9 protein-coding genes are annotated in these 5,474 nt (G+C 41.3%); 4 read left to right on the top strand and 5 right to left on the bottom strand.

Annotated elements, in window-relative coordinates:
* The first annotated feature begins 62 nt into the window (after window positions 1-62).
* The 3 genes from AB5935_RS23360 to AB5935_RS23350 all read left to right on the top strand — a co-directional run bounded on the left by AB5935_RS23360 (window position 63) and on the right by AB5935_RS23350 (window position 2,180).
* Entirely contained in the window at window positions 63-1,046 is a 984-nt protein-coding gene (locus AB5935_RS23360) for a replication initiation protein (RefSeq protein WP_008142481.1), read from the top strand.
* Window positions 1,047-1,179: 133 nt separating this feature from the next.
* Window positions 1,180-1,845: a hypothetical protein gene (locus AB5935_RS23355; protein ID WP_054858236.1), complete on the top strand. Its 666-nt coding sequence runs from the start codon at window positions 1,180-1,182 to the stop codon at window positions 1,843-1,845.
* 5 nt (window positions 1,846-1,850) lie between these two features.
* A complete protein-coding gene (locus AB5935_RS23350) occupies window positions 1,851-2,180 on the top strand; it encodes a hypothetical protein (RefSeq protein WP_117926440.1) in 330 nt (109 codons plus the stop codon).
* A gap of 46 nt (window positions 2,181-2,226) precedes the next feature.
* Here AB5935_RS23350 and mbpC read toward each other — a convergent pair whose 3' ends face one another.
* The 5 genes from mbpC to AB5935_RS23325 form a co-directional block, all read right to left on the bottom strand.
* Entirely contained in the window at window positions 2,227-2,682 is a 456-nt protein-coding gene (mbpC, locus tag AB5935_RS23345) for a mobilization protein MbpC (RefSeq protein ID WP_008142478.1), read from the bottom strand.
* Window positions 2,639-3,433 carry a mobilization protein MbpB gene (gene mbpB / locus AB5935_RS23340; RefSeq protein ID WP_368327617.1) on the bottom strand — a complete coding sequence of 265 codons (795 nt, stop codon included), beginning with the start codon at window positions 3,431-3,433 and terminating at the stop codon, window positions 2,639-2,641. The genes mbpC and mbpB overlap by 44 nt, the downstream gene beginning before the upstream one ends.
* Window positions 3,430-3,729 carry a mobilization protein MbpA gene (mbpA, locus tag AB5935_RS23335; RefSeq protein WP_009123700.1) on the bottom strand — a complete coding sequence of 100 codons (300 nt, stop codon included), beginning with the start codon at window positions 3,727-3,729 and terminating at the stop codon, window positions 3,430-3,432. The genes mbpB and mbpA overlap by 4 nt, the downstream gene beginning before the upstream one ends.
* 332 nt (window positions 3,730-4,061) lie before the next feature.
* Complete coding sequence (locus tag AB5935_RS23330) at window positions 4,062-4,403, bottom strand: toxin RelE (RefSeq protein WP_008142487.1); 342 nt, start codon at window positions 4,401-4,403, stop codon at window positions 4,062-4,064.
* On the bottom strand, window positions 4,393-4,626 hold the full coding sequence (locus tag AB5935_RS23325) for a hypothetical protein (protein WP_005783253.1): 234 nt from the start codon (window positions 4,624-4,626) through the stop codon (window positions 4,393-4,395). Before AB5935_RS23325 ends, AB5935_RS23330 begins: the two co-directional genes overlap by 11 nt.
* A 423-nt stretch (window positions 4,627-5,049) precedes the next feature.
* Between AB5935_RS23325 and AB5935_RS23320 the strand changes: the two genes are divergently transcribed.
* Window positions 5,050-5,448 (top strand): exo-poly-alpha-D-galacturonosidase, encoded by a 399-nt coding sequence (locus AB5935_RS23320; protein ID WP_117921804.1) that lies wholly within the window; start codon window positions 5,050-5,052, stop codon window positions 5,446-5,448.
* Window positions 5,449-5,474: the final 26 nt, after the last annotated feature.

Below are 5,474 nucleotides of genomic sequence, written 5' to 3'. Positions count from 1 at the left end.
GATTATTTGTGTAAGCGGATTAAGGAACTTGACCCATACGCAACAATCTAAGAGAATATCCAATGAGTGAGAATCTACCCAACAAAGCAGTATTTCAGTCCTATATATGGACTTGCGCAAAGTACGATTTCAGCCCCTATGAAAAACGTATTATTTACCGTCTTATAGAGTTTGCACAGCATTGGTTAGAAGGTGTAAAAATCAAAGATCACATGCACAAAATCGAGCCGACAGACTGCGGTGTAAACATCACTATGCCTGTGGCGGATATACTTCGAGATGAAACAGACAACAACTATGCCAAAGCAAAGGCTGCATTTACCTCGCTTTCAAAAAAAGGGGCGGAGTATGAAGATGATGAGATTTGGTTCTATACAGCCATAATAGAGCATCCCAAAATAAAGAAAGGCACAGGCGTTGCCACTTTCCATGTCTATGAACCTGTTTGGAGAGCTGCGCTTGATTTCACTAAGGGTTTCAAAAAATACGAACTTGTAACCGCTATGAAATTCAAAAGTGTTTATGCCATGCGATTTTATGAGCTCATGTCAGGACAAACTACACCTTTGTTTGTGCCGTTAGAAGGTTCTGACGGGCTTCGGGAAAGATTCAATCTACAAGGTAAATATGAAAGGGTAAACGACTTTCGCAGGAAGGTTATTGATGTCGCAAAAAAAGAGCTTGACAAGTTCTCTCCTTATTCGTTTGTGGCTAAGGAGGAAAAAGAAGGGAAGAAGGTTATTGGATGGACTCTGTTCCCTGTTTTCTTTGAAGATAGAGAAGACCCTGCACTACAGGAACAAGCGCGCATAGCTAAAGTTACAGCACGGCTCCAGTTAGAAAACAACGTATATGACTACCTCAAATTTTCTTTTGACTTCAAATCTGATGAAATCAACAAGAACAAGAAAACCCTTATCGAGGGACAAAACCGCATCCCCGATTTTATGGGGTTCTTGGGAGAATTGAAGAAAGGCGCACGGCTGGCAGAAAACCCTAAAGGATATGTAATCGGAGCTATCAAAAGGAAGCTAAAGGAATTGTAAAATATCAAATCAAATAATATTTATTCATTTTTTCTACAATATATCACTTTTTTTTATAAAAAACCATCAATCTATTTGCTTAATACCTTTTTTTTCTATTCCTTTACAACATAATCTCTAAACGTTTACATATATGAAAACGTATGTTTATTTATTTTTCTGCTTGTTTTCACTTATGGGATTTCAAGCCTGTAGCAATGACGAAGTAGATAACGTCAAGACTACAACCTCGAATGATGTAGAAGCCGTCAGTGCTTCAAGTTCTTTAATCACTTCTGAAGAAGCCAAAAACAACATTCCTGCTTTCACTGAAGCCATAGAAGCCGAAAATACGTTGTTGGGGCTTTCTTCAAGAGCAACCTCTATGGACGCTTTCTCTGAAGATTATGATTTTTCTGTGCAGCAAAAAATAACATCTAAAGAAAAAGGAGGTATTGTATACTTGGTACAAAGTAAAACAAACAAAGACAATTTTTTAGCTTTATATGAAAATCCTGATGGCATTATACTTAATGTAAAGAAAATAAACATCAATGCTAACGACAAAGAAGCTATAGTTGCCTTATCAAAAATTGATGATACATATTTTTTCACAGCACAAGCAGAGAAAGAGCAAAGTGTCGTTAATATTCTCTCATATAACGATAAAATTTTAACCATCTCTCAAACAAGAAATGGTTGTAGTCTTTCTATTGGCGGTGCTGGTATAATTTGGGGAACAGCTTTTGGAGCTCTTAGCATGGGCGCTGGAGCTGCTGCTAGTCTTGTTTTCTTATTAATGGCAGAAGCCCTTTGTTAATGATTATGAAAAAGAATTTGCTTTTTATTCTATTCTTAGTTATGCCTATAGCTCTTATAGGTATAAGCATTTACAACAAAGACATTGAACGCATAGAAAGGGCTTTCTACTTTTTGCTATCAATATGCGGAGCATATATTATGTCTTCCTTGAAAGAAGCTAAAAATATAAAAATCAGTAAGAGGACGAAAAAAATTATTATACTCTCCTTTATTGGAGCTCTCTTCTCTATTTTTGTTTTTTTCTTCTTGGAAAACATCTATTTAGGTTGCATTATAGCCTCAATGATTGCTATATATCCATTTTCTCTGATATATAAAGAGCAAAAATGTTAAAAAAGCAGCAGGGGAGGATTTTATCTCCCCAACTGCTTTTTTTCTTTCAATTCACATTCCTTTCAGTGTCTAACTGCATTTTTTGATAGTATTCATAATACCTCTTGTAATTATCCCTGTCCTTGGCTGCATCCACCCACAGGTAACACATCAGACAGGCGAACAATAGGGAAAAAACAGCACAAAGGATTGAGTACATTGAAACTTTCTTGTCCACATAGCTGCCATTTTTCATTCTGTTTCCCTGCCGTTCAAAGTCCGCCAATACGTTTTTTAGGCGATTTTCAGCACTTTCAAGGCTTCCCCTGTCTATTTCTACCTTTTTGGTTGTTGCATCCTCTATGCGCTTCGTATAAGCTTCTACACGCTTCAATTCTTGAAACACAAGTTCTACCGCAAGCTGCGGATTTACTTTGGGCGTGGTGTCCTTTCTCTTTCGGGGGCTGTACTGCCCCTGCTTATAGGTGTAATCCTCCGTCTTTGGGTTTGAGGGTGTTTCCATAATTCCTGCTGATTGAGTTATACTTCAATTTTTTCTGTGTCTTCTCGATATGGGCAAGCGTATAGCCTTTCCCTATCTCGCTTGCCTTGTATTCCGTTCCGCTCCGGGCTTTCACGTAGTAGCCGTTGAGTTTGCCTGTACTTGCCCGGGCTTCCCTTACCTTGAAGCCCAGTTTTCCGAGTTCCCGGCTGAATCCGGCAAGGTCAAACCCCTGCATCCGTATAAGAACATCATCCATAGCCTGTTTTATCTCTTCCCTGTTGGCTTTGCCTATATCCTTTGACTGTACCAAGTTCCGTTCTCTGGCTATACTGTTGGCAGCTTCCGTAGCTCTCTTCCCTATCCAGTTATCCTGGTATAGTTCTCCCGATAACGACACACGGTTTGCCAGTATATGCAGGTGGGCTTGCCTGCGGTTCTTCTCCGTTCCGCTGTGCTTCACAATGATGTACTGGTGGTTCATCAAACCCATGCGCTGCATGAAGTCATTACCGAGCTTCGCCCAGTCCGCATCGGTCATGCCTGCACTTTCTTCCACTGAAGGGCTGACCTCAAACCGAAGGCAGTTGTTCTTTACGTTCGGAAAATCAACAAAGTAAGGTTTCATCTCCTGCACCATATCTTCGCCTGTGCAGCCGAAAAGCTCATGGCGGTGTATCTCGGTGGCTGCTTCCTCTCCGTTTATCTCTTTGGCAAGGTCGTACTCCAGTGCTGCCGTGCCATGAGATATGCTCTTTCCTTTTGCTATCATCGTGAAAGTATCTTTTTAAGTTCATTGATTAGTGCCTGGTTCTCCTCGAACACTTCCCTGTACTGGCGCCCACCGAAGTAGTTGTTCAGACGCTGGAGTGTTCCTTTCAGTCGGGCTATCTCCCGAAACAGTTCCCTTTCTTCTTCCGTGTACCTCTCCTTGGGTCGTCCGCCCAGTGCGAGTGTACGGCAGTACTCCGATATGCTGATGCCGCATCGGGCTGCCTGTTCCGCAAGTGCCGCCTTTTCAAGTGCGGTGCAGCGGAATGTTATCTTCTCCGTTCGATTTACTTTCATGTCGCAAAGGTAATCTTAAAATCCTTTTGAGCAAAGCGAGAAAGGCAAGAATGTCCGACAAGGACACTTCTTGCTATATATACACATTCCGCATGGGAATACACACAGCGCTAACACACTGCATAGCCACACACTTTTTTTTCTTTTTCCCTGCCATTTCCACAACGGAACACGGAGAGCGGTCAAGGGTTCGAGCGGAAAAAACCGCACAGCTTCACTGTGCGGTTTTTTCCGCTCCGAACTTGCGAAGCCCTTGACGGCTTCGGAGTGTGGAGTTACCTTTGCAGACCGAAAAGAGAAAAAACACAGTTCGCTTCACTAACGCTGACTGGTCAAAGGATACCCTGTTCAGATATGATTTTTTTAAGAATAGATACACTTACGGTAGAGAAGTCTGACTTATCATAGACATCCACAAGATAAACACGACCTTCACTCTCCGATGCACAAATCGTGTATGTGATAACACGTGCTCCCCCAGACTTACCCTTTCCCTTAGAAACAATGGCAAGTCTTATTTTACGGATACCAGGGCTTAGTTCATCCCCCTGCATGGGGTTCTTTTCCAATGACTCGATAAAATCCTTCATGTCAGCCTTAAAAGACTTATACCTTTTTGCAAGGATTTTCGCTTCCCTCTCAAAATGTGGGGTGGTCTTTACTTCAAAGCTCATCAAGAAATGCGTTTGCGCTCTTGGCTGGCTGCTCACCAGCTTCGATTCGTTTCACTTCATTCAAGCCCTCTCTTATTCGAGTGGCTATTTTTTCTTCTACGGACACTGGCACCAATTTAAAATCACCGATACGTGAAGTCAGAAAGACGGATTCTCCCTGAATAGCACGAAGAAGGGTCGCTGTCTGATTCGTCCGAAATTTGCTCAATGGAATTACTTGCATATATCTTAAACTTTTTGATTGTGATACAAATGTAACCATTGTCACCGATATTGTAACCAAATTAATATACTTTAACACGCAAAAAAAAGCTTCAATAACCGCACAATCCCCCAACCCCCCTTACGAGGGGGCTTTGTCTTTGTTTTCCCTATTGTTCTTCATCCGTTTTTCCGAAAGTTGAGAAGCATCTTCAGCTTTATGAGCCTGTTTCTATCTTAACATGGACTATCTATGTCTATCCTCGCGCGCGCGCATTATGCGAGGAAAAAGCCCTCCAAGTACGACATAAAGAATACTTTAATACGACATAAAGAATAAAAATTAACACTTTAAAGACGACATAAAGAATAAAATATACGACCTTTATTTGTTGAGGTCGTACTTTATTCGTATATTTGCTGCAAACCTATAAAACAGCACTATATGAAACCAACTACTTACATTGATTGGGGCGGTCTGAAAGATATTCCGTTCTTCTACTGCGATACAAAGGAAGATGAAGGAAACAAGGACTTTGACATCTACTATCAAGGAAAACTGGTGCTGCATGACTACAACCATTGCGGACACTACCTCTACACAGCTACGCTGCTATTCAGTAAAATCAGAAACATTACAGCCGACTGGGTGAATCTGCACAACCTTTGGATTCTGCGTAACTGCGTGCGTGAGAACTACAATCACGGCATAGGGGTGGACGACATTATCTTTGGAGAGAATTTTGATGGCGAGAACCTCGATACACTCACACCGCTTACAAAGAAACGCTTCGATTATTTGTGTAAGCGGATTAAGGAACTTGACCCATACGCAACAATCTAAGAGAATATCCAATGAGTGAGAATCTA

Source organism: Phocaeicola sp. RTP21198st1_B8_RTP21198_201120 (assembly GCF_040929485.1).
Classification (GTDB): Bacteria; Bacteroidota; Bacteroidia; order Bacteroidales; family Bacteroidaceae; genus Phocaeicola; species Phocaeicola dorei.
The sequence above is the reverse complement of the archived record's forward strand: the minus strand, read 5'-3'. Positions and strand labels throughout refer to the sequence as shown.

Excerpts from the sequence above, each read along its gene's own strand:
- AB5935_RS23360 (WP_008142481.1), top strand. The coding sequence starts at position 63 with ATGAGTGAGAATCTACCCAACAAAGCAGTATTTCAGTCCTATATATGG.
- AB5935_RS23355 (WP_054858236.1), top strand. The coding sequence starts at position 1,180 with ATGAAAACGTATGTTTATTTATTTTTCTGCTTGTTTTCACTTATGGGA.
- AB5935_RS23350 (WP_117926440.1), top strand. The coding sequence starts at position 1,851 with ATGAAAAAGAATTTGCTTTTTATTCTATTCTTAGTTATGCCTATAGCT.
- mbpC (WP_008142478.1), bottom strand. The coding sequence starts at position 2,682 with ATGGAAACACCCTCAAACCCAAAGACGGAGGATTACACCTATAAGCAG.
- mbpB (WP_368327617.1), bottom strand. The coding sequence starts at position 3,433 with ATGATAGCAAAAGGAAAGAGCATATCTCATGGCACGGCAGCACTGGAG.
- mbpA (WP_009123700.1), bottom strand. The coding sequence starts at position 3,729 with ATGAAAGTAAATCGAACGGAGAAGATAACATTCCGCTGCACCGCACTT.
- AB5935_RS23330 (WP_008142487.1), bottom strand. The coding sequence starts at position 4,403 with ATGAGCTTTGAAGTAAAGACCACCCCACATTTTGAGAGGGAAGCGAAA.
- AB5935_RS23325 (WP_005783253.1), bottom strand. The coding sequence starts at position 4,626 with ATGCAAGTAATTCCATTGAGCAAATTTCGGACGAATCAGACAGCGACC.
- AB5935_RS23320 (WP_117921804.1), top strand. The coding sequence starts at position 5,050 with ATGAAACCAACTACTTACATTGATTGGGGCGGTCTGAAAGATATTCCG.